The sequence below is a fragment of the Eubacterium pyruvativorans genome, assembly GCF_900102225.1.
GTDB classification, from domain to species: Bacteria; Bacillota; Clostridia; order Peptostreptococcales; family Anaerovoracaceae; genus Aminicella; species Aminicella pyruvativorans.
Genome location: NZ_FNBF01000003.1, coordinates 73,983 through 95,925, shown reverse-complemented (window position 1 = coordinate 95,925; position 21,943 = coordinate 73,983). Strand labels below are relative to the sequence as shown.

Genomic DNA, 21,943 nt, shown 5'->3' with positions numbered 1-21,943 from the left:
TTAGTTAGTTCTGCCCGGCAGAAGGCCGGGCGAGGCGTTGGAAAACAGAAGGTGAATGATATGAAGACAAGCGACTATATTGCCGAATTTCTGGCGGATCACGGCATCCGTCACTGCTATGGGTACCAGGGAACGATGATCGCCCATCTGGTGGATTCCCTTTGTCGTCACCCGCGCCTGACGAATCATGTGTGCCTGAACGAGCAGGGCGCAGCATTCGCAGCGGTGGGAGAAGCGAAGGTGACCGGACGGTGTGCATTCGCATACTCCACCAGCGGTCCGGGGGCGGCAAACCTCCTGAACGGTGTGGCGGATGCCTATTACGACAGTGTCCCGGTTCTTTTCATCACAGGGCAGCTGAATTCCTATGAATACTATGATCTGCCGGAGCTGAAGCAGCACGGCTTCCAGGAGATGGACGTGGTGGACATGGCGAAGCCGGTGACGAAGTACTGCGTTCAGGTGAGAAATGCCCATGACCTGCCCCGGATTCTGCATGAGGCGTATGAGACTGCTGTCAGCGGCCGGCCGGGACCGGTGCTGATCGACCTGCCGATGGATATGCAGCGTATGGAAATCGATCCGGAGGATTACTGTTTCGCTTCCTCTTCCGGTCAGGCGGAACCGGTGTTCGAGATGACGCCGGAGGCCTGCGCCGATGAGATTCTGGAGGCACTTCGAGCGGCGAAGCGGCCGGTGCTGGCGGTGGGAAAGGGCATCGACCCGGCGCTCCGGAAGACGCTGCGGGATCTGGTCCGCACACTGGAGATTCCTACGGTCACCTCCATGCCGGCCCGGGATCTGCTGGAATATGACGATCCGCTGAATTTCGGCCACATGGGGTCCGGCTACGGCCACCGGGCGGTGAACATGATCGTGAACAAGAAAACGGATCTGATCGTGGCGCTGGGGGTGAGCCTCTGCAAGAGGCAGACCGGAATGAAGACCGAGAATTTTGCCAGGGATGCCCAGATTATCCGGGTGGATATCGATCCGACGGAGCTGTCCCGGCGGATTCACGAACACGAAAAGTCCTATCTGCAGGATGCGTCGGACGTTATGACGGCGCTGGCCGCCAAGGCGGAGGGGGCTGTAACCGATCCTGCCTGGCTGGCGGTATGCCGCAGGATCCGGGAGGAGCTGACGGCGTTCGATGATTCCCGGCCGGAGAGAGAACCGAATCAGATCACGAAGCTGATCAGCGAATATACGAAGGATGCGAAGACCGTCTGCCTGGACGTGGGACAGCATATGATGTGGGGCTCCCAGTCCTATGCGCTCCGGGGCGACCAGCGGATGATCTGCTCCGGCGGCCACGGCGCCATGGGATTCTCCCTGCCGGCGGCCATCGGCGCAGCCATCAGCACCGGCGGTCCGGTGATCACACTGACCGGAGACGGTTCCATGCAGATGAATATCCAGGAACTGGAGTGGATGCACCGGGAGCAGCTGCCGATCACCGTATTCGTTATGAATAACCATTCTCTGGGACTGATCCAGCAGCAGCAGGATTCCATTTTCCAGGGAAGATACTATTCTTCTGTGGCCGAGGGCGGATACACGGCGCCGGATTTCGCGAAAGTGGCGGCGGCCTACGGGATTCACTCTGCCCGGGCGGAGAACCGGGAGGAACTGGAACAGATCCTGAAAGACCTGGATCTGGGGAAGCCGAATGTCATCGATGTGCAGCTGGATGTCCATTCCAGAGCCTATCCGAAGACATCCTTCGGGGAAGAAATGCAGAATCAGCAGCCGTACATGCCGGCAGAACTGATGAAGGAGCTGCTGGCGCTGTAACGCCGGCGGACAGAAACGGGAGGAAGAGAAATGAGCAATATCAGCGTGATTACATCCGGCACCTCCGGAATCGGACGGGCGATTGTGAAGAAGATTCTGGCCGAATCGGCGGAAGGGGACCGGGTTATTGTGAACTACGGCCACAGTGATCAGGCGGCGGAGGATCTGAAGAACGAACTGCCGGAGAAGCAGCGGGAACGGCTGACCCTGGTGAAGGCGGATCTATCGGACTATGACGCCATGATGGAATTCGCCGGCAAAGTGAAGGAGATGACCGATCACATTGACTGGCTGGTTCTGAACACCGGCATCGGCACTTACGTTCCTTACGACGAATACACCTTCGAACTGTGGAATCACATCATCAACACGAATCTGAGCATTCCGGCCTTCCTGGTACGGGAACTGAAGCCGCATATGGCGGAGTACGGAAATATCCTCTTCATGGGTTCCCAGGCCGGTCAGCAGCCGTATTCTTCCTCGCTGGTTTACAGCGTTTCCAAGGCGGGGGTTCTTCACATGGCGAAATGCCTGGTGAAGTTCTTCGATGACCGGCGTGTGTCGGTGAATGCGATTGCCCCGGGATTCATCGAGACCCGCTGGCAGAAGGACAGAACGGATGAGAGCTACGAACGCATCAACAGGAAGATTGCGGCCCACCGTTTCGGCACACCGGAAGAAGTGGCATCCCTCTGCTTCGCGGTACTGTCCAACGATTACCTGAACGGCAGTGTCTATGAGGTGACCGGCGGCTACGACTATTTCTAACAGATAGAAAGCGGCGGGGCAGGAAATGTCCCGCCGCAAAGATATTTCAATCATGGGAGGTCTTCATGACACCATCACAAAAGAAATTACTCAGTCTCTTCCGGGAGATCAATGATATCTGCAACCGCCATGATATCGTGTATTATCTGGCGGGGGGCACGCTGATCGGCGCAGTCCGTCACAGAGGATTCATTCCCTGGGACGATGACATGGATATCCTGATGACCCGGGACAACTGGCTGAAGTTCCTGGAAGTCACCAGAAACGGGGATATCCCGGAGAACCGTACCGTGGAATGCCAGGAAGTGGACCGGACGTATCCGAACACACTGGGAAGATACACGGACACCACGTCGGCGGCGATTCACAAGAACCAGGTGCTGGGAGACGGCATTGCGGGGTACGTGGTGGATATCCTGGTACTGGACCCGGTGCCGGGTCCGGGGAAGGAGTATGATCAGTATCTCAGCGATATGATGCTGTATTCCGATCTGGTGAACCCGTTCTTCAACTACAGCTACCGGTACCGGCTGAAGGAGAACCGGGACCGGTACAGGAAGGCGTATAAGCGGATGCAGAAGGAAGGACCGGAAAAGGTTCTGTCCGAAGTGGAAGAAGGCATGTTCAAGTACCGGGAAGAGGACTGCGATTACTACGCCATGCGCTGGGGCGGCATTCCTTTCCTGTTCGAGAAGGACATGTACGGCCACTCCCGGTGGGGCGAATTCGAAGGAATCCGGGCCCGGATTCCGGACCGTACCAGCGATTACCTGGTCTGGCACTACGGGGATGACTGGATGTACATCCCGCCGCATAACGAGCAGGAATCCCACGATGCGATTTTCAGCTTCACCACGGATTACAAGACCATCCAGAACGACTACCTGGATTATGTGGATGTGCCGGCGGTACGGAAGGCGCTGTATAAGCGGAAGATGTTCTTCTTCAAGAATATGGATGAACGGCACCGGGCCGCAGATCTGGAAGTGGATCTGATCCGGGCGGCGGTAGAGGCGGATTACAGTCAAAAATTAAAGGATTGTCCGTTCGACCTCCGGCAGGCGCTGGCGGACCGGGAGTTCGGAAAACTGAACCGCTTCTTCGGCCAGTACATCGACAAGCAGATGAGCCGCCGTCTGATCGGCCGGGAGGACTATAAGGGGGCGAACCGCTTCTTCCATCCGGCGTTCTGCGATATTGGCGACGATGCGCTGTATGTGGTTGTCATGCTGATGGTGAACACGAACCGGATTGCAAAGGCCATGCGTCTCCTGGATCTCCGGGAGATGGCGAAGGGGCCGCTGAACGACGAACTGGAGGGAGTCCGCACGCTGGTGAAGACCTTCCGCCGGGCGGTGTCCGACGAGGATCTGGGACGCCATGAAGCAGCCCGGGAAGCGGCGGAGAAGCTCTACGAAGCCCATCCGGACAACGACAACATCAGTATGTTCTATCTGAGCCTGCTGGCGGAAGAAAAGAATTTCGAAAAACTGGGAGAACTGGCGGAGAAGGAACTGGAAATCTTCCCGGAGAACGGTGTATACACCAAATACCGGGGAGACTGTGTCTTCGAGAAGGACATGTGGAAAGCTCTGGAGATCTACGGCGAAGCGCTGGACTGCACTGCCAACGGTCTGATCATGCTGGATATCACGGACCGGGTGAGCCGGAACCGGGAGCAGCTGATCGGAGATGTGAAGCGTTCCGGGGACATCGGACGGGCCTCCCTGCTGCGGAAACTGTCTCCGGGGGATCCGACACTGGCCCGGGTCTGTGACGAACTGCTGATGCAGCAGAAGAATGCGGATCCGGAGGAACTGGAGGGCAGGATCAAGGAAGAACTGGAAAGTTTCGACCGGGATCCGGAGATCCTTCAGGCTCTGAAAACGCTCTACCGTACCTTCGGCATCAGCGAAGAACTGGCGGAGCTGAAAGTCCGTCTGGTGATCACAGAAGAAATCGATGCGTTCAAGGAGATCCGGGAAGAAGTGCGGGAGATCCTGTCCCGTGAGCCGGATGTTCACGGGTACATCATCCTGCGGGATGTGGACAATTACCTGGGCCTGATCTCTGAGGCGAAGGAGGCCCAGGAGAAGGCAGATACCATGAAAGGGGGTCTGGACCGATGAATCATATACAGGAAAAGACCTTCACACTGCTGAAGGAAGTCATTACCATCTGTGAATCCTCCGGCATCCGGTACTATGCGGGGTCGGAGACGCTGCGTCTGGCCATGGTATTCGGCGGTCACAGCAGCGAATCCGTTAACCTGGATATTCTGATTCCGGCGGAGGACATGATGAAATTCGTGGAAGCCGCCCGGAAGACCATGAAGAGCGGCCGGGCCGTGGAATACATGGGGAATAACAAGTATTTCAGCCTGTTCGAGATTAATTATGTGGATACGACCACCACATTCCTGAATGTGAAGGAGGGCTGGGACGTGGCCTGCCCGGGCGCCCGCATCATCATCCGGCCGATCCGGCGGAATGTGACCGGGTTCCGGCACACCTATAACGGCGTGCTGGAGTCGGGGATGGAGCGCACCGGCTACCGGGCTTTCCGGAAGATCAGCGGAAAGAACGTTTTGTCTGTTCTCCTGGTCTATCTGCACTCGATCTTCGGCAGAGCCGCCATGTCCCGCCGGATGTTCCGCCGGTTCACGAAGGTGTACAGCGGCATGAGCGAGATCGTGCTGATCAAGCGGCACCGGGGGGAGACCCGGGAGGTGGCGGGCAGTCACTTCAACGGCGGCGAGGGCATTGCCTTCGAGGGCATCACCATCTGCGGTCCGAATGACCCGGCCGGATTCCTGGAGGAATATCTGGGGCCGGAATGGAGAGAGCGGACGGAGGAGCGGGCCAGGGTGTATACGAATGTCATCGTATCCTCTGTCACGCCGTATGAGGAAGTGCTGAAGCAGTCCCGCTATGCCCAGCGGATTCAGCAGATTCACAGCCTGAATATGCGGAACAAGTTCTCCAAAGTTTTCTTCCTGAAGAATTTCGGGAAGTACAACGAAGCGGTGAAATTGCTGCGCCGGTCCGGAGATCGTCTGGATCTGTATGAGTACTTCCAGGCCCGCCGGGATGTTATCTACAATCTGTACAACGCAGGGGACTACGAGCAGCTGGAAGAAGTATTTCTGGTGTACGAGAAGAAGGCGCTGTCCTACCTTTCCGAAGGTCTGGGGCTGTGCGTGAGCAAGGAATACATGGATATTCTGTGCGCTATTCTGCGGCATAACGGTATGGAAGAGGAGGCGGCGGAGCTGGAACGCCTGGCGCCGAAGGAACACTACCTGCCGGTGGGGCAGAAGGCCTGAAGACAGAACGGGGAGGTCGCTGCACGTGAAGGTAGTCGTTGCAATCGATTCATTTAAGGGAAGTCTGACCTCGGAAGAAGCGGGAAATGCTGCGAAAGAGGGAATTCTGCGGGCGATCCCGGAGGCGGAAGTGATCGTCCGTCCCATGGCGGACGGCGGAGAAGGCACTGTGGATGCGCTGGCGGCGGGCCGTACCCTGCAGCGCATCACTGCGCACGTGACCGGGCCTCTGGGTATGCCGGCAGAAGCGCAGTATGTGATTCTGGACGGCAGCATCGCCGTGATGGAGATGTCCCGGGCCGCCGGCATTACGATGGTTCCCCGGCAGAATTTAGATCCCCGGCGGGCGACCACCTTCGGTGTCGGGGAGATGATCATCGATGCGCTGGACCGGGGGGTGCGCTCCTTCGTGCTGGGAATCGGAGGAAGTGCCACCAACGACGGCGGCGCCGGCATGCTCCGGGCCCTGGGATACGGACTGCTGGACGGGAACGGTGCCCCGATTCCGAATGGAGCGGCGGGACTGGCATCCCTCAGCCAGATCACAGATGAACAGGTCCGGCGGGAACTGGCATCCTGCACTTTCCGTGTGGTCTGTGATGTGAACAATCCCCTGACCGGAGAACGGGGGGCCAGCGCTGTGTTCGGCCCTCAGAAGGGGGCGGACTCGGAAACGGTGGCGCTTCTGGACCGGTGGCTGGGGCATTTTGCCCGGATCTCATCAGACTATCTGGTGAAACAGGGAAAGCCCGCTGCCGATCCGGATTACCCGGGAAGCGGCGCCGCCGGCGGACTGGGGTTCGCTCTCCGGAATTTTCTGGGGGCATCCCTGGAGCCGGGGGTGAAACTGGTTCTGGAGTTCACCCGTATGGAGGATGCGGTGAAAGATGCGGACATTCTGGTGACCGGAGAGGGCCGCATCGACCGACAGACGGTGATGGGAAAGGCACCTTCCGGCATCGCAGGTCTGGGGCGGAAATACGGGATTCCTGTCATCGCCTTCTCGGGCAGTGTGACGGAAGACGCCGGATATTGCAATGACCACGGCATCACTGCCTTCTTTCCGGTGCTGCGCAGCATTGTCACACTGGAGGAAGCGATGGATCCGGCGCAGGCGAAGAAAAATATGGCCGATACGGCGGAGCAGGTATTCCGTTTGATCAGCATGAAAGAAAGGAGCTAACCATGGAATATCAGATCATTGAGAAAGTTGTGGGCAGAGAAATTCTGGACTCCCGGGGAAATCCGACGGTGGAGGCAGAGGTCACACTGGCGGACGGCACCGTCGGGAGAGGTGCCTCTCCGAGCGGGGCTTCCACCGGCGAGTTCGAGGCGCTGGAACTCCGGGACGGGGACGGAAGCCGGTTCGGAGGCAAGGGTGTGACGAAGGCGGTGGAAAATGTGAACACCGTGATCGCCGAAGCGGTGACCGGACTGGACGCCTCGGATATTTATGCGGTAGACCGGGCCATGATCGCAGCGGACGGCACGAAAGACAAGTCCCGGCTGGGAGCGAACGGAATTCTGGCCGTATCCCTGGCTGCTTCCCGGGCGGCGGCGGAGTCTCTGGGTGTTTCTCTGTACCGGTATTTCGGCGGCGTGAACGGAAACCGGCTGCCGGTACCGATGATGAACATTCTGAACGGCGGTGCCCATGCGGGAAATTCCGTGGACACCCAGGAATTCATGATCATGCCGGCTGGGGCGCCGAACTTTCATGAGGCTCTGCGCTGGTGCGCGGAAGTGTTCCATCAGCTGGCGGCGCTGCTGAAGTCGGAAGGCCTGACCACAGCGGTCGGTGATGAGGGCGGATTCGCCCCGGACCTTTCTTCTGATGAGGATACCATCGAGCATATCCTGCAGGCGATCCGCAACGCCGGCTTCGAACCGGGGAAGGACTTCGTCATCGCCATCGATGCGGCGGCATCGGAATGGAAATCGGACCGGGGTGCCGGTTTCTACCGTCAGCCGAAGTCCGGACGGGAATTCACCTCCGATGAACTGATCAGTCACTGGGAGAGCCTGGTGGACAAGTATCCGATCATTTCCATCGAGGACGGACTGGATGAAGAGGACTGGGATGGCTGGAAGCGCATGACGGAGCGGCTGGGCCGGAAGGTGCAGCTGGTGGGGGATGACCTGTTCGTCACCAACACAGAGCGGCTCCGGAAGGGCATCGAGATGGGGGCCGCCAATGCGATCCTGATCAAGCTGAATCAGATCGGTTCCGTTTCTGAAACTCTGGAAGCGATCAAGATGGCCCAGGAAGCCGGTTATGCCGCAGTGGTTTCCCACCGCTCCGGCGAGACAGAAGACACCACCATTGCTGACCTGGCCGTGGGAACGAATGCGGGTCAGATCAAGACCGGTGCGCCGTCCCGCTCCGAGCGTGTGGCGAAGTACAACCAGCTTCTGCGGATTGAAGAGGAACTGGGTGATGCCGGCCTCTATCCGGGATTCGGGGCATATCGAATCTGATTCCGGCAGAAAACATGATGCAGGCAGCTGCACGAAGCCGAAAAACGGCGCTTCGTGCAGCTGCCTTTTTGGCATGATCCCATGGGTTTTTGTACAATTTTTTCTGCGAAATCCTGTGGGATTGGCCGAAATGGTATGGTATAATGGTAAAACAAATCGGTTTGGTAGTTTTATAAAGGAGAGAAAGATGAGATATCAGATCTTGGGAGACAACGATTGTCCGCTGGTGGAGATCCGGCTGGGAAGAGGAGAATCCGTTCGCATTGAAAGAGGGGCCATGGCATATATGCAGGATGTGCGGCTCACAGGAAAGATGAATTCCCGTTCCGGCGGCCTGGGCGGTCTGTTCGGTGCGATCGGCCGCAGCCTGACCAGCGGGGAGAGTATGTTCATTACGGAAGCCGTGGGGGAGAGTGATGCCGGTCTTCTGGGGATTGCGCCGTCCATTCCGGGGAAGATCGTCCGGCTTGCCGCAGGTTCCAGGCAGTACCGTCTGAACACCGGGGCTTTTCTGGCCTGTGACGCCGGTGTGGGCTACCGCATGGCAGCCCAGGATGTGGGGAAGGCGTTCTTCGGCGGCACCGGCGGTCTCTTCGTGATGGAAACGGAAGGAACGGGAGACGTGCTGATCAACGCCTTCGGGGATCTGCTGGAGCTGGAGGTGACGCCGGACCGGCCGATTACCGTGGACAATGATCATGTTGTGGCCTGGGACCGGACGCTGGACTACCGGATTGAGATTGCATCCGGCACATTCGGATTTACCACAGGGGAGGGTCTGGTCAACCGGTTCATGGGGAACGGCCGGATCTGGATTCAGACGAGAAATGTACACAGCCTGGCTGATGCGGTGGCGCCGTTCCTGCCCCAGTCGGGAAATTAGAAAGAACATGAGAAAGAACAGATGAGGTGACATGGAGAGTATCAGTAAAGCGTTATTTGCCATCGATGATTTCGTTTGGGGCACACCGATGACTGTGATTGTCCTGATGACGGGGATGATCCTGTCGATTCGCTTTGGCTTCCGGTATCAGCGGAAGATCCGCTTCAACTTCCGGAATACGTTCGGGAGTATGTTTGGAAAAGGGGAGGGAGAAGGCACGGTTTCCGGATTCCGGGCGGCGTGTACGGCCCTGGCCAATACCGTAGGAACAGGGAATATCAGCGGTGTAGCCACAGCGATCGTCAGCGGCGGACCGGGAGCCCTGGTGTGGATGTGGGTGTCGGCGTTCTTCGGGATGTCCACGAAAGCCTGTGAGATCATCATCGGACAGCGGTACCGGGAACACTACCGGAAAAGTATGGATGAATATGTGTGCGACCGGTCTTTCGTGCTGAAGAATGCGCTGGGATGGAAACGGGGCGCCGCAGTGCTGGCGGTGTTCTGCTTCCTGTTCGGGCCCTGGACCTGCTCCGTGCAGACAGAGGCGGTGACCGGGTCCATGCGCCAGGCTTTCGGCCTTCCCCCGGTCTATGCGGCTGCCGCCATCGGACTCACCTGTCTTCTCACAATCTGGGGCGGACTCCGGCGCATCTCCGGGGTGATGTCGAAAGCAGTGCCGATCATGGCAGCGCTGTATATTCTCATGGGACTAGGGGTTATTCTGGTGAATCTCCGGGAGGTGCCGGATGTGATTATGCTGATCCTGAAAAGTGCGGTTACGCCGGCCGCCCCCCTTGGTGGTTTTGCCGGTGCCTCCGTCCGGGATGCGGTTCGGTTCGGCGTAGCCCGGGGCATCTACTCCAATGATGCGGGGACGGGATACGGCATGATTGCCCATGCGCCGGCCCGGACAGACCACCCGGTGCGGCAGTCCGTGTGGGGCTGGGGAGAGATTTTCCTGGACACCATCGTGATCTGCTCCATCACCGCATTCACCATTATTTTCACCGGCGCCTACCACAGGAGTTCGGTCACTTCCGGGGCGCTGACCACCGTCGCCTTCACGGAAGCGTACGGCCCGGCGGGGGGGAAGATGACGGCGGTTGCCATCGCCGTGTTTGCCTGGACCACGATCATCGGCATGTACTATACCTGTGAGAAGAGCGTCAACTATGTGTTCGGGGATTCTGAGGCAAACCGGCGGATGATGCCGGTCTACATGATTTACTACATGATCCCCAGCGTGGTGCTGTACCGTGTGAAGGCGGACACACTCTGGGCATTCACCGATATTCTGTCGGCGATGTACGTGGCGATCACCATCTTCATCATCATTGCCAAACACCGGGAGATCTTCCGGCTGTTTGACGACTTTTGGAAGCGCTACCTTCCGGCGAAAGAACGGGGCGAGAACCCGCCGTACGTGGTCTTCGACTGTGCGGAAGAAGATCCGGAAGAGGCCGCAGGGCAGACTGAATGACTGCCGGCAGGACAGACCAGAACGATGAAACAATGCATGCCGGCCGGGGCCGGAAGAGGGGAGAATACTAATGACAACATTTCGAGAACTGCGGGAGAAGAAGAATCTGATCGTTCTGGACGGTCCCATGGGAACCGAGCTGGAACGCCGGGGATATGATGTGAACGACCTTCTGTGGAGTGCCCGCTTCCTGGAGAAAAATCCGGATGCGATCCTGCAGATTCACCGGGATTACTTCCGGGCCGGGGCGGACATCGGCACCTGCGCCAGCTATCAGGCTACCGTTCCCGGGTTCATGAAAGCCGGCTATACGAAGGAGCAGGCCGAGGCGCTGATCCGGAAATCCATGAAACTGGTGCGGGAGGCAAGGGATCTGTGGTGGCAGGAAGACGGGGGCAGTACATCCGGCAGGCCGTTCCCCATGGCTGCCGGCGATATCGGTCCTTACGGTGCATATCTGGCGGACGGCAGTGAGTATACCGGCGGGTATCATATGACAAAAAAAGATTATCAGGACTTTCACCTGCGCCGCATGGAACTCCTCCGGGAGGAGGGGGCGGAGATTTTTGCCGTGGAAACCTGTCCCAGACTGGAAGAAGCCGTCGCCTGCGCAGAGCTGCTGGAAGACATGGAAGCGGATTACTGGATCAGCTTCACCTTCCGCAGTGCTGATGAGATCAGCGACGGCACGAAGATCCGGGATGTGGCAGATGCGCTCCGGGATTATCCCCATCTTCAGGCGGTCAGCGTGAACTGCACGCCGCCGGAGCTGGTGCATGACATTCTGCAGAATTTCCGCGCCGTATCCGACCTGCCGACAGCGGCATACCCGAACAGCGGGGAGGTGTATGACGGGCTGCTGAAGAAGTGGAGCGGCCTGGGGGCCGGGGAGACTTTCCTGGACCGGGCGAAAATCTGGTACGATGACGGTGCGGTTATGCTGGGGGGCTGCTGCCGGACAAAACCGACAGACATCCGCTCCATCGCCCGGTGGGCCCGGGAGGAAGCCCCGGGCCGCCGGCCGGTCACGAAGTAAGCGGAGCTTACTTCGCATTTCCCTCCCGCTTACTTCGTGAAATGCTCCTTCGCAAATTCCATATCCTGAACCAGTTCCATGGTGCCCAGATACCGGCCCCTGGAATCCCGGACGGCCATGTACTTTACCAGGAAGGCATGGCCGTTCTTTTCCATCCATACAGGAACGCTGTCCCGGGCGCCGGAACGGAAATCTTCGATGATGGAGCGGACCAGCGGCTCGATCTTCGGCGGATGGCAGCTGAAGACCTCCCGGTCCAGGGCGGCCTTCGGCCGTTTGAAGGCTTTCGGCCCTTCGCTTTCATTGAAATAGCGGTTGATATTCTGATCATCGATGAAGGTGATTTCCATCGGAATCGTGTTCAGCAGGGCCGTGATCTGCTCCACGGACATGTGGCCTCCCGGCATGACGACTTCCGCTTTCGAAAGATCCAGACCCATTCCGAGGGAAGGGGTTCCGGAAGAACCGCAGCCGGAGCCGGTTCTTCCGCTTTCCGGGCGCTGCTCCGCCGCTTTCCAGGTTCCCGGCTCTGTGGAAAGGCATGGAGCGTAATCTTTCCCGTCTTCATAGATCTGCATCCACTCCTCTTCCTGGAAATTGACGGCGCAGATCGGGAACAGAATGTTCTCCTCCTTATATATCATTTCCTCTGCCCGGGTCAGTACGGCCCGCACCCGTTCTTCCCACATGTCCGTCGGGGAACCGGCGTCCCGGGTCAGTTCGGCCAGTTCATCCCGGATTTCGTCATCCACAGTCCACATCACATCCGACGGACCGGAAATATCATAGTTCACCTTCAGAAGAGGGTAGAGCAGGTCGCCTTTTTTTGCATAGTGAACAGCTAACTCCCGGATCTTCGGAAGAAGGGAGGCCAGTTCATTCCGGTCTGCCTCTTTCGCCTGGGAAAGAAGTACCTCCAGCGCCCGGTTTTCCCGGGAGAATGTTTCCAGGGGGTGGCCCGGGATCTGTTCCAGTGCCTTCGCCTGGCCTTCCCGGTTCGCATAATTTCCCGACCCGGCCGCAGGCGTTTCTTCCGCCCGGAGAATCTTCTCTTCCTTCGTGGCCCCGTGGAACAGTGCAGAGTGCAGGTCGCAGAGTTTTTGCACTTCGGTGAGCGGGGTTCCCTCCGCCATCATCTCCTGCTCGGCCGCCATGATTTCCGCCGCATCCACGTCATGGAAGGCGGATTTGAAATCCGCCTGCACGGATGCCAGGTCCTCTCCGGAACCCAGCCGGGCGAGATAGGATTTCAGCAGTGCCCTGCGGCCCGGATTATCCCCGGATTCCTGACGAATCCCGTCTGCATCCGGTTTCGCAGAACGGCCGGTATTCACAGCACCACCAGCCTTCACAGCGTCACCGGACGAGGCCTTTTCAGCCGCCTGCACGGAAGAACCGCCCGTCGCATCCAGCGGCATGGTGCCGGTGATTTCGAATCCGTGACGCAGCAGCGACGAAACCACCTCGGTCATCGGGATTCCCTTCCGCTTCGCCCCCTTCGGAATTGTGGTGACCTTTCCCACCGAGTAGAGCATGGCACTCTTCGTGATTTCCGAAAAACCCAGTTCTTTCATAATATCGGTCAGCTCCGGGTACTGCATGACCAGTTCGTATACTGAATGATTGAGATCAATTTTCTTCGCCATATATCATTACCTCCTGTTTCTATGCTGTCATCATAGTGGAATTGAAACAGTATTAATGTTGCAGAAGCAACTATGAAGAAATTCTTCAAAAAAATGCCCGAAAAAAATAACTCAGGATTATTAATCAACGTTCTTTCTCAAATGCTTGATGTTAGTCTGCGGAATGTTAGTATTAATGTAAGATAGAGAGGCGTTTGTAGGAGTCGAAGAATTCGGAAGGGGTTCAGAAGGGATATGAGGAATGGAAATCAGAAATGCAACGCTGCGGGATCTCAATGCGATCGCGGAGGTGGAGGCGGAATGCTTCCCGCTGCTGGAGGCGGCGCCTGAGGCAGAGTTCGTCCGGAGAATCAAGTGGAATCAGAAGCACTTCTGGGTACTGACGGATCACCAGAAAATTGTGGGATTCATCAACGGGTTCGCCACCGATGCCCGGGATCTGACCGATGAAATGTATGATCATGCGGAAATGGGGGATGAATCCGGGGCATGGCAGATGATTTTCGGACTGGATGTGATTCCGTCCTGCCGCAGACAGGGATGCGGCGCCATGCTGATGGAGAAAATGATTGAAGATGCCCGGGACGCGGGCCGCCGGGGAGTGGTGCTGACCTGCAAGGAACCGCTGATCCACTACTATGGAAAGTTCGGATTTCAGAACGAGGGGGTATCCCCTTCGGTGCACGGCGGGGTCACCTGGTATCAGATGCGTCTGACTTTCTAAGGACAAAAAATTAACTTGATTACGATCCCCCGATTTCGTATAATGAACTGTAAATGCACTGCCGGAGGGACCCGGCGGCGCGGAAAACAGAGGTGTACAGATCGGAGTAATAGAATGAAGGATCGGATAGGAATTTTCTTCGGCGGCGTATCGGATGAATACGAGATTTCATTGATGTCTGCCGGGACAGTACTCAGGGCGATCGACCGGAATCAGCATGAGGTCGTCATGATCGGCATTACGAGGGAAGGGGCTTTCGTCCATTTCACGGGAGATGTTTCGGAAATCGAGCAGGATACCTGGCAGACGCACGGGGAGGAAATCCGGGTCAGCGACCTGGGGGATATGATCGATTTCGGATTCCCGGTCATCCACGGCCGGTACGGCGAGGACGGCTCCATCCAGGGGCTGCTGCAGATTCTCCAGATTCCGTATGCGGGCTGCGGCATTATGAGTTCTGCCCTGAACCTGGACAAGGTGGCGTCGAAGCAGGTTTTCGAAGCCGCCGGCCTTCCGGTATGCGGGTATGAGGTCACTGACCGGAGAGAAATCGCAGAAGACACGGACGGGGTGGTCAGGCGGTGCGAACGGCTGGGCGGTTACCCTTTGTTCGTGAAACCGGCCAACACCGGGTCCAGCATCGGCATCTCCCGGGTGGAAGGGCCGGAGGAGCTGCCGGAGGCACTGAAACGGGCCGCCGTGATTGACCGCCGGGTGATCATCGAGCAGGGCATCCACTGCAGAGAGCTTGAGGTGGGCGTCATCGGGAACGAGGAGCCCCGGGTCAGCGGCGCAGGGGAAATCACATCCGGTAATGTCTTCTATGATTATGAAGCGAAGTATACCGACGGCGTGGGCACGAACATTTACATTCCAGCTCCGCTGACGGATGAGGAGCTGGCGGAGGTCCGGGAGCTGGGACGAAGCGCTTACATCGCCGCGGACTGTCAGGGATTCGCCCGGGTGGACATGATGAAAGATCTGGACACCGGGAAGGTCTATGTGAATGAGATCAACACGATACCGGGATTCACGAAATACAGCATGTTCCCGCTTCTCTGGAAGGAGGCCGGCGTGTCCCTTCCGCGGCAGATCGAGCGCATCATCGCCCTGGGATATGCGTGCCGGAAGAAGAAATAATCGGGGTGGAAATCATATGGAAAAAAACGGATGAATATTCCGGACTTTTCTGCGGATATATCTTTGAATTTCCGGAAAATGATGTTATTATAAATGCACCGGAACCGGGCCGGAAGGCCCGGTTTTTGATGCGGAACTTCGCAGTGGAGAGCTGTCCGCCGGCCGGCGGGCGCGGGGAACTGCATCGACGAATGGGCTGCACCTTCTTTGCAGACTGTGCTTCCTCTCAGTTCGGGGGCTTAACCGGACTGAGACAGACGGATACCGGGATTGCTGAACGATGCATGTGCGGATACCTGTGCCGTGCAGGCGTCCCCCGGTGGAAGGATCGAAGCCGGAAGCGAGGGGGGACGGCTCGTTTTTTTTTTGATACTCCGTCTATCTGCCGAAATAGGAGGTGACGGCCTCCCGCACCGGGCCCATGATGTCTTCCCATCCGCCGGAGCATTCCCATTCCTTCCCGATCAGGCCGGAGATCATCTCCTTCAGTTCATCTTCGAAACGGGCTGCGGCTGCCACGGCATCCATCCCCTTCGCCTTCAGCTCTCCGAGATCGTAGGGAGAGAAATCGATGTCCATCGTGCAGCGCTTCCGGCCCTCCGGGTCTATCACGCCGAAGCACACTTTCGTGGGGGTGCTGTATTCCTTCTTCAGTGAAATTTTTCTCATAATCAACTCCTGTTCTCCCTGCCGCAGGACCGGGCAGGGGCTTCTGCCTCCATTGTAACAGCATTTTTCGGAGATGCAATGAAGGACAAAAGTGACTGTGTTGTACTCGGGTAAAATTAAATCTTGAAAATAAAACAAAAGTCAAGACGTATGTAAAAAATACACTTGCGCAACGACACTGCCGTGCATATAATGAACTTGTAAGGAAAGACACATTCGGTGATCGTCAATAATCCAACCCATTTCATCCCGATGATGACCGATGTAAGATGTTTTAGAGAAAGGACTAAAGACATGAAAAATCTGATGAAAACGAAGGTTAACAAGAAGGGATTCACCCTGGCCGAACTGCTGATTGTTGTGGCGATTATCGCAGTGCTGGTGGCGATTTCTATTCCTATTTTTACGAGCCAGCTGGAGAAGTCCAGAGATGCGACGGATGAAGCGAATGTCAGATCCGCCATCGCAGAGGTTACGGCGGCGGTGCTGAGTGATGATAAGAAAGACAGCGGTAATGGCGATGTGACATATAAAGATGGTACCTATACTATGATTGTAAAAGCAACGGGTCAGAAAGCCGGATGGAGCGGAGCAGCAGATGAGAATACTAAGATTAAAATCGGCGGCATTGAAGTTGCCCCTGCTACAGTTGGTGGACAGTGGACTGTCAGCGGTACCTCTGAGGGGGACAAGATTAAAGTAGATAATAAGTAATCATTATATGAAATTACCGAACTGCAGCCTCATTCAGGAGGTGCGTCAGGGTTGAGCGTGATATGCAGTTCGTTCTTTCTCAAGGCAGAAAGCCCGTGCATTGCACGGGCTTTCTGGATATCTGGAGTAATTCCGCCGGCAGTTCGAAAGGGAGAATCAAATCGGTGAAATGGGTGTATAATGGAAGTAAATGGATTGTTCTACTGAAGGAACGGAAGGGAGCGATGCTCAATGAAACAGAACCAGAAGGGCTTCACCCTGGCAGAACTTCTGATCGTGGTGGCCATCATCGCTGTGCTCGTGGCGGTCAGTATTCCGATTTTCAATAAGCAGCTGGAGAAAGCAAGGGATGCGGCAACCCTGGCTAATTTACGAAATGTATATTCTGAAGTACAGACTGAATATATGGATCAGGATCATCCGGCAGGCAAGAATTATTGGGTAAATGGCAGAAGACATATATTTGTCACGTACCATAGTGGTGGCAGGGTGATTATTGATGCCTTCGTTCAGATTGAGAGCAAGAAAGATGCGGCTTCGATGCGAACATATATTGCGAACAGCAATCTGGCCTGCAAGGACGTTCTGACTGTCAATACTGCGGTTCGTCCGGGAATTTATGAGATGGACTTTACGTATGATTCTGACGGCACTTTATCAGCTGTTGCGCTAAAGGAGATATCATACTCTTTCAAAGAGAATTATTGGCCGGTTTCAGCGTCATAACGCAGGAGCTGCACAATGCCTGGAGAGAAAGGTGATTCGATACGATGAGTTTTTTTCCGGTTATTTTTTTTGATTTAACATGTGTGGCAATTGTCCTTTATGTGTGGACCCGGATGTATCTGGATCCGATGCTGGAACGAAGAGCGGTTATCCTGTTTCGGAACATGGGCATCACGATGATTGTAACGGTGATTCTGGATCATGTCTGGGAATATATCTATGAGAGTACCTATGAGTCCGGACTTCCAATGCATACACTGACGGCGCTCGCCAGCGTGGAGTTTCTCTGCGTGCCGGCCGCATTCTTCTTTCTGCTGATGTACCACCGGCACGTGTGGGATCGGGCAGACAGCCTGTTGCTTGCGGCGGACATTGTGCTGATTGTTCTGTGCATACTGAATGTTAGGTTCCCCGTGTTCTTTCGCCTGGATAAATATGCGGCGGTTGCGAATGTGCGGGGAACCGCAGCCGTATATCTGGGAACACTTTTCCTTTTTGGCTGCATCCTCGTTCATGATTTTGTGACCGTCGAGAAGCTTGATCAGGAAAACAGAGTTTTGATTTTGTTTAACCTGGTGATTGCGGCGCTTGGAATGGTTGGCCTCTATTACGATGGCAATGTGCCGGCTGTCTGGGGATGCTATTCCATTTCTTTTCTGCTTCTCTATGTGGCATTGGTGAGGCTGTTTGCAAAGACAGACCAGGTGACCGGTCTGCCAAACCGAAATGCTTTTACGGTGTCCTATTTTCGGCAGAAGAGAAGGCCGGCTCCCGTTCTTGTTTCCTTCGATCTGAATCATCTGAAGCATGTCAATGATTCGGAGGGACACCAGTCGGGTGATCGGTATCTGCGTGCATTTGCACAGACGACGCTGAAACATTTAAGTCCTTACGGAAAACTTTACCGTGTGGGAGGAGACGAGTTCTGTCTCACTTCGTTCTCGGATTCGGCTCAGGTACAGAAGGCACTGGATGATCTTCAGAAGCTGGACGCATGTGATCCCGCATTTGGGAATTTCCCCATGGATTTTGCATATGGACTTGTCGTTCGACAGCCGGGAGAGTCGAACGAGGAGCTCTATCAGCGTGCGGATGAGGTCATGTATCAGAATAAACGCAGGACAGAATTATAATCCGGGAGAGCAATTACATGACTGATTATTTACACACAGAGCTTCTGGGCTTTTATGTCCGCTCATTTGACGCATTGACCACCCGTGAACTATACGAAATGCTCAGGGCAAGAGCAGATGTGTTTGTGGGGGAGCAGAAGATTCTCTTCCCGGACACGGATGGAATTGACTATAATAGCCTTCATGTGTTTTCTGTCGATGCTGCGGGTCAAGTCACAGCTTACCTGCGGATGTTTCTGAAGGAAAATGAGCCAGGAACGGTTCAGATGGGACGGGTGCTCACGAGGGATCATGGAACAGGGCTCGGAATGAAACTCCTGAATGCCGGAATACAGGCGGCAGGGGAATGGATGGATGCGAGAGAGATCTATGTCGAGTCGCAGAAATATGCAGAAGGGTTCTATGCGAAGGCTGGATTCAAGGTTACTTCCGAGGATTTTATTGAGGCCGGAGTTCTGCATGTGCAGATGCGGCTTAGCATCAGGCAGGGGAGCTGAGTATTGGTGAAGATATAGTATGAAGAACGATTGGATTAAGGTGCTGTTAAATTGATGCAACACGGATGAAAGGGCATCGCCCCGGTATTTTCTGTTGTTAGAATGTAGAACGTTATGTATAATATTTCCTTAAGGGAAAAGCATCAAAAAATCTGGGGGGTCGGTCGCTGGTCAATCCGAGCCCGGAAAATGCATTCATCGCTTGCGGGGAGGCAGTCCAGATGAAGAGGACAATCTTGGAGTTACAACCGGATGAAAAAAAGCTGCTGGGGGATCTGACGGACGGGACGCAGGGAGATCTCTGCATGAAGCAGCCGCTTGCAGCAGCAATGAGATCACGGCAGTACGTACTGCAGAATTTTCATCGGGCCATGGAGGAAGGCTGGATACAGGTGTACTTCCAGCCGGTGATTCGCTCTGTGACGGGGATGATGTGCGGAGCGGAGGCGCTGTGCCGCTGGATCGATCCGGACCGGGGTATGATTACGCCGGATCAGTTCATTCCCGTGCTGGAGGAACAGGGACTCATCTATACGCTGGATCTGTATGTGGTCGAGCAGGTCTGCAGAAGGTACCGGGATCTGGTGAAACGGAATGCTCCGTTGATTCCGGTATCGGTGAATCTGTCCCGGGTGGATTTCCGGCATCCGGATCTGGTGGAGCGGATTGATGCGCTGGCGAGGCAGTATCAGGTCCCCCGGGAAATTCTGAATATTGAAATCACTGAAAGTGCGTTCCTGAATCAAACGGAGGAACTGGGCCGGTTCATCTGCCGGTTCCACGAGAAGGGATTCCGGGTATGGCTGGATGATTTCGGTACGGCGTATTCTTCCCTGGCTGCGTTGAAAGATCTCCCGTTCGACGAGCTGAAGCTGGATATGAATTTCCTGTCCACCGGAACGGAGAAAGCGAGGACGATCATCTCTTCCGTCATTCGTATGGCGAAGACCATCGGTATCAGTACGCTGGCGGAGGGCGTGGAGACGGAAAAACAGTATCGGTTTCTGCGGAAGATCGGCTGTGAGAAGATCCAGGGATATTACTTCGGCCATCCGATGAAGCCGGAAGAATTCGAGCGCTGCGTGCGGAAGGGGGATTTGAAACCGGAATCTCTGCGCCTGGGATCTTATTACGCTGCACTGGGACGGGTGGATTATCAGACAGAACATACCCTGTGTGTGCTGGAGGATGACGGAATCAATTTCAAGCTGATTTTCATGAATGATGCGTACCGAAGGGTTCTGGCACGGGACGGCGTCCTCGACGGAGAAGGATGGATCGATACGATTAATATCCCGAATAATCCGAGCCACGCCTTCCACCGGGCGTATGTCAACGAGCAGCTCCGGAAAAAGCCGGGGGAACACCGGATTCTGTATCCCTCCGGAGATCATTACATGGAGCTGGTGGGAAAAACCATCGCACAGCATGAAAACGATTACATCTATACCTTCAGGATCCGGTATATTTCTCTGAATTCAAATCAACAGGAACAGAAGCTGGCAGATAATCTGTCGAACCTGTACTACTTCTGTGAAGATATTATTTTGATCGATCTGGAGCGGAGCACAGCGTACGGTCTGAAATCTTCCAATTCCGACCAGCCGATCGGCAGTGGAAATGTTGAGGTGAATCTGCATGATGCCCTGGAAGTATACGGAGCGGATTTCATCTACGGTCCGGACCTGGAGCGGTACCGCCGGTTCACGGAAGTGGGTTCGCTCAGGAGACGGATTCTGGAAAACCGGAGACATATGCTTTCCGAGTTGCTCCGGATTCGGGATGACCGGGGCGAGTATCGTTGGAAACTTATTTTGCTGCTGCCGGTTCCGAAGACCGACGGAAAGCAGGTTATGAGTATTTCCCTGGCGCCGGATCTGTCTCCGGAAACGCTCTGTGAGCTGGTTTCCTGTCTCGCAGTGCAGGGCGCAGAAACCGGTGAAGAGGACGACGGAGGAATCAGCAGCTCGCTGCTCTGGGAGAATGTGGAACGTTTCGGGGACGATATGTATTTCTGGAAAGACCAGAGCCGCCGCTTCCTCGGAGCTACCAATAGCTTCCTGGATTTCTACGGACTGGATTCCCTGGAGGAGATCCGGGGGAAGGCCGATGAGGATATGGGCTGGCACAAGGAAGTGGATCCGTTCCGCCGGGATGAATTGCGGGTTCTGCAGAAAGGAGACCGGGTACGTCTCGCCCTGGGGAAATGTATCGTTCATGGAAAACAGCGCACCATTCTGGCCAGCAAGATTCCGATCTACCGTAACGGCAGGATCGTAGGACTGGTGGGGAAGTTTTCGGATGCGGAACAGCTGCGGAATATTCTGGAACAAAAGAATTCTGCAGTGTTCGTGGACCCGGTTACCGGTCTGTCCAACAATCGCGGGCTGGTGGACGGTTTTCACAGCTATCTGGAGGAATTGTGGAACAGTGGAACGGAGTTTGCAGTGATTCAGGTGGAAAACATTGAATTCCCTCTTTTCCGGAAGAATTACGGCGAGGAAGCGGGAAACCGGATTCTCCGTCACGTCGCTGACATTCTCCGGGACATCGCCGGAAGAAGCTGTGTCATCGGCCGGCTGTCCGGAAGTGTTTTCTGCATGCTGGTTCAGTATCAGGACCCGGAAGAGGTTGCGGAAATCGCAGCGCAGATCCGGGAACGGACAGGGGGGATCCAGATTGTCGGAAATCTGCAGTGCGCCTGTACCCAGAATCTCCGGATTTCCTACTTGAATCCGGAGAATGCTTCCCGGGAATGGTATGCGGATGTAACTTTCCGTGTGGTTGAGATGATGATGAATCCGGAAGAGAAATGATGAATTCTGTTCCGGCGGGTTCTGTATTCTGAAGGGGAGAGGCGTCAATGCCGGATCCCGGCGGGAAAGACAAAAAAATAAACCGGCGCACCCGCTTCAGCAGTCTGAAGA

18 protein-coding genes are annotated in these 21,943 nt (G+C 55.8%); 16 read left to right on the top strand and 2 right to left on the bottom strand.

Translation table 11 applies throughout. The features are described from left to right. The first annotated feature begins 60 nt into the window (after positions 1 to 60). The 9 genes from BLQ24_RS02095 to mmuM all read left to right on the top strand — a co-directional run bounded on the left by BLQ24_RS02095 (position 61) and on the right by mmuM (position 11,767). A complete protein-coding gene (locus tag BLQ24_RS02095) occupies positions 61 to 1,797 on the top strand; it encodes a thiamine pyrophosphate-binding protein (protein ID WP_090162166.1) in 1,737 nt (578 codons plus the stop codon). 30 nt (positions 1,798 to 1,827) lie between these two features. Next, positions 1,828 to 2,565, top strand: a complete 738-nt coding sequence (locus BLQ24_RS02090) for an SDR family NAD(P)-dependent oxidoreductase (RefSeq protein ID WP_090162163.1) — start codon at positions 1,828 to 1,830, stop codon at positions 2,563 to 2,565. A 65-nt stretch (positions 2,566 to 2,630) separates the two neighbouring features. Continuing rightward, positions 2,631 to 4,694, top strand: coding sequence for a LicD family protein (locus BLQ24_RS02085; RefSeq protein ID WP_090162161.1), 2,064 nt, complete (start codon positions 2,631 to 2,633; stop codon positions 4,692 to 4,694). Beyond that, positions 4,691 to 5,890 (top strand): LicD family protein, encoded by a 1,200-nt coding sequence (locus BLQ24_RS02080; protein WP_090162159.1) that lies wholly within the window; start codon positions 4,691 to 4,693, stop codon positions 5,888 to 5,890. Before BLQ24_RS02085 ends, BLQ24_RS02080 begins: the two co-directional genes overlap by 4 nt. A 25-nt stretch (positions 5,891 to 5,915) precedes the next feature. Continuing rightward, a complete protein-coding gene (locus BLQ24_RS02075) occupies positions 5,916 to 7,073 on the top strand; it encodes a glycerate kinase (protein WP_090162157.1) in 1,158 nt (385 codons plus the stop codon). Between the two features lie 2 nt (positions 7,074 to 7,075). Continuing rightward, positions 7,076 to 8,368 (top strand): phosphopyruvate hydratase, encoded by a 1,293-nt coding sequence (gene eno, locus BLQ24_RS02070; RefSeq protein WP_090162155.1) that lies wholly within the window; start codon positions 7,076 to 7,078, stop codon positions 8,366 to 8,368. A gap of 187 nt (positions 8,369 to 8,555) precedes the next feature. After that, entirely contained in the window at positions 8,556 to 9,251 is a 696-nt protein-coding gene (locus BLQ24_RS02065; RefSeq protein ID WP_090162153.1) for a TIGR00266 family protein, read from the top strand. 31 nt (positions 9,252 to 9,282) lie between these two features. After that, entirely contained in the window at positions 9,283 to 10,731 is a 1,449-nt protein-coding gene (locus BLQ24_RS02060; protein ID WP_090162152.1) for an alanine/glycine:cation symporter family protein, read from the top strand. 70 nt (positions 10,732 to 10,801) lie between these two features. Continuing rightward, the gene (gene mmuM, locus BLQ24_RS02055) at positions 10,802 to 11,767 is read left to right on the top strand and encodes a homocysteine S-methyltransferase (RefSeq protein WP_090162149.1); all 966 of its coding nucleotides are present in this window, start codon (positions 10,802 to 10,804) and stop codon (positions 11,765 to 11,767) included. A 29-nt stretch (positions 11,768 to 11,796) separates the two neighbouring features. On the opposite strand, the gene BLQ24_RS02050 is transcribed toward mmuM, so the two are convergent. Further along, entirely contained in the window at positions 11,797 to 13,413 is a 1,617-nt protein-coding gene (locus BLQ24_RS02050; RefSeq protein WP_090162147.1) for a DUF438 domain-containing protein, read from the bottom strand. A 241-nt stretch (positions 13,414 to 13,654) separates the two neighbouring features. Between BLQ24_RS02050 and BLQ24_RS02045 the strand changes: the two genes are divergently transcribed. Further along, positions 13,655 to 14,137 (top strand): GNAT family N-acetyltransferase, encoded by a 483-nt coding sequence (locus BLQ24_RS02045; RefSeq protein ID WP_090162145.1) that lies wholly within the window; start codon positions 13,655 to 13,657, stop codon positions 14,135 to 14,137. A 114-nt stretch (positions 14,138 to 14,251) separates the two neighbouring features. Further along, positions 14,252 to 15,277 carry a D-alanine--D-alanine ligase family protein gene (locus tag BLQ24_RS02040; protein ID WP_173328319.1) on the top strand — a complete coding sequence of 342 codons (1,026 nt, stop codon included), beginning with the start codon at positions 14,252 to 14,254 and terminating at the stop codon, positions 15,275 to 15,277. A 378-nt stretch (positions 15,278 to 15,655) separates the two neighbouring features. Here BLQ24_RS02040 and BLQ24_RS02035 read toward each other — a convergent pair whose 3' ends face one another. Beyond that, the gene (locus BLQ24_RS02035) at positions 15,656 to 15,946 is read right to left on the bottom strand and encodes a hypothetical protein (protein WP_090162141.1); all 291 of its coding nucleotides are present in this window, start codon (positions 15,944 to 15,946) and stop codon (positions 15,656 to 15,658) included. Positions 15,947 to 16,165: 219 nt separating this feature from the next. Here BLQ24_RS02035 and BLQ24_RS02030 point away from each other — a divergent pair, with 219 nt between their 5' ends. From BLQ24_RS02030 to BLQ24_RS02010, 5 genes are all read left to right on the top strand, one after another. Continuing rightward, positions 16,166 to 16,660, top strand: a complete 495-nt coding sequence (locus BLQ24_RS02030) for a type IV pilin protein (RefSeq protein ID WP_242869555.1) — start codon at positions 16,166 to 16,168, stop codon at positions 16,658 to 16,660. A gap of 231 nt (positions 16,661 to 16,891) precedes the next feature. Further along, positions 16,892 to 17,386: a pilin gene (locus BLQ24_RS02025; RefSeq protein WP_090162139.1), complete on the top strand. Its 495-nt coding sequence runs from the start codon at positions 16,892 to 16,894 to the stop codon at positions 17,384 to 17,386. 248 nt (positions 17,387 to 17,634) lie between these two features. Beyond that, positions 17,635 to 18,519: a GGDEF domain-containing protein gene (locus BLQ24_RS02020; RefSeq protein ID WP_173327522.1), complete on the top strand. Its 885-nt coding sequence runs from the start codon at positions 17,635 to 17,637 to the stop codon at positions 18,517 to 18,519. 17 nt (positions 18,520 to 18,536) lie between these two features. Next, positions 18,537 to 19,016, top strand: coding sequence for a GNAT family N-acetyltransferase (locus BLQ24_RS02015; RefSeq protein ID WP_242869554.1), 480 nt, complete (start codon positions 18,537 to 18,539; stop codon positions 19,014 to 19,016). Between the two features lie 236 nt (positions 19,017 to 19,252). Next, positions 19,253 to 21,832, top strand: a complete 2,580-nt coding sequence (locus BLQ24_RS02010) for an EAL domain-containing protein (protein ID WP_176755841.1) — start codon at positions 19,253 to 19,255, stop codon at positions 21,830 to 21,832. Positions 21,833 to 21,943 lie beyond the last annotated feature (111 nt).